Genomic DNA, 2364 nt, shown 5'->3' with positions numbered 1-2364 from the left:
GATTATTGTTGCGCCTTTGGTCTTTCCGATAGCCACCTCACTGGGAATTGATCCTATTCACCTTGGTATTATGATGGTGGTGAATATGGAGATAGGGATGATCACTCCGCCCGTGGGACTGAATCTATTTGTGACCGCAGGCGTTGCCAAGATGTCGATGATGAGGGTAGTGAAAGCCGCGTTACCGCTGGTCGGTGTTATGTTCCTGTTTTTGATGATAGTCACTTATGTGCCATGGGTTTCAACCTGGTTGCCAACCTTGATGATGGGACCTGAAATCATTACTCACTAACAGTAAATCTATTAAATATGTGGTCCTGCATTGTCTGGGGAAATTAACCTGCGAGGCGGATCACTTATTTGATGTATTTCCTATAACGAGCATTTAATGAGCAGTATATAAAAATTATTCGCTGATGCTGCTGTACAAGACGTAACTTTAATACGCAAAAACGAGAAACTATGAAATTTCAACGACCTTTATATATCCCCTTTGCCGGTCCGGCATTATTAGAAAGCCCTTTACTTAATAAAGGCAGCGCTTTTTCCCAAGAAGAAAGACATCACTTCAACTTAACCGGCCTACTGCCACATAATATCGAAACAATTGAATCGCAATCGGCTAGAGCCTATCAACAGCTTAGTTCGTTTAAGTCTGATTTAGATAAACATATCTACTTGCGAAATATTCAGGATACTAATGAGACCTTATTTCATCACCTGATAGAACATCATCTCGAAGAAGTCATGCCACTTATTTATACACCAACGGTCGGGCTTGCTTGTGAGCAATTTTCTAAAATATACAGACGTAAAAGAGGATTATTTGTTTCCTACCCCGAGCGTCATGAAATTGATGATATGTTACAAAATGCCACCAAACAAAACGTAAAAGTGATTGTAGTGACAGATGGTGAACGCATATTAGGCTTAGGCGATCAGGGCATAGGCGGCATGGGGATTCCGATAGGTAAACTCGCTTTATACACAGCCTGCGGAGGTATCAGCCCCGCTTATTGTTTGCCAATCGTACTGGATGTTGGTACAAATAACAGCCAGTTACTGGCGGATCCTATGTATATGGGCTGGCGTAATCCCCGTATTACAGGCGAAGAATATAATGAATTTGTGGATCTCTTTATTCAGGCGGTCAAACGTCGCTGGCCTGAAGTACTGCTGCAGTTTGAAGATTTTGCACAGACCAATGCGACACCTCTTTTAAATAAATACCGCAATCAGATATGCTGCTTTAATGACGATATTCAAGGTACTGCAGCCGTTTCCGTCGGCACTCTTATTGCGGCTTGCCAGAATAAAGGTGAAAAACTCAGTGACCAGCGCATTGCTTTCCTGGGGTCAGGATCTGCGGGTTGCGGTATTGCCCAGCACATAGTAAGACAGATGCAGCGTGAAGGTTTGACCCAAGAGCAGGCACGCAAGCAGGTATTCATGGTTGACCGTTATGGCTTATTAACGGATCAAATACCCAACCTGCAGGCGTTTCAACAGCCTCTGATACAATATACAAAGGATCTCAGTCACTGGGATATAAGCTCGCATATTGGACTAGAGCAGGTCGTCAAACAGGGCAATATCAGCGTATTATTTGGTGTAAGTGGTCAATCTGGCCTATTTACTCAAGAGGTTGTTGAAAGTTTGTGCGCTAACGTTGATCATCCTATTATATTGCCTTTATCAAATCCCACTTCAAGAGTTGAAGCCACTCCAAAGGATATAACCACCTGGAGTCAGGGTCAGGCTATTGTCGCCACCGGCAGTCCATTCCCGCCCACTTTATATGAAGATCAATATATTGAAGTATCCCAGTGTAACAATAGTTATATATTCCCAGGAATCGGGCTAGGGGTCTTAGCGGCGCGGGCGACGGCAATTAGCGATAATATGTTAATGGCAGCCAGTCAGGCATTAGCAGATGCATCTATGCAGTATGAAAAAGTAAAAGGCGCACTGTTACCGCCATTGAGTGAAATAAGACCAATCAGTAAATCAATCGCTTATGCAGTTGCCCAACAAGCAATTGTTGATGGGTTGGCTTTGCCTGTGTCTGAAGAAACCATGCAGCGCCGATTAGTTGATAACTTCTGGGCACCTAAATACAGAGCCTATAGGCGCACCTCTTTTTAGATAACCAACCTTGATATAAGATCACTGCCGGTTTAAAACCGGAAGTGATCTCATATTCTGATGTTACAAACCCATCGCATACTTCATGACTTTATTCTTAAGTGGCCCGCTTTTCTGCGCCAATCCTAATAACCCTAGCCGCATTAAACGCCTTAACAGGAGCAAGGTTACTCTTACTTTATAAAACGAATCTATTGCGCTTATAAACCCATCGCATAC

Annotated in this window: 2 protein-coding genes; both read left to right on the top strand. The window is 43.3% G+C overall.

Going from position 1 to position 2364, the window contains the following annotated elements; translation table 11 throughout:
* A partial coding sequence (locus CXF72_RS00320) for a TRAP transporter large permease subunit (protein WP_157823149.1) occupies positions 1 to 292 on the top strand: 292 nt, incomplete at its 5' end.
* Positions 293 to 462: 170 nt separating this feature from the next.
* Entirely contained in the window at positions 463 to 2145 is a 1683-nt protein-coding gene (locus CXF72_RS00315) for an NAD-dependent malic enzyme (RefSeq protein WP_101036052.1), read from the top strand.
* Positions 2146 to 2364 lie beyond the last annotated feature (219 nt).

This window comes from Psychromonas sp. MB-3u-54, assembly GCF_002836415.1.
GTDB lineage: Bacteria > Pseudomonadota > Gammaproteobacteria > Enterobacterales > Psychromonadaceae > Psychromonas.
This window is presented reverse-complemented; position numbering and strand designations above follow the sequence as displayed.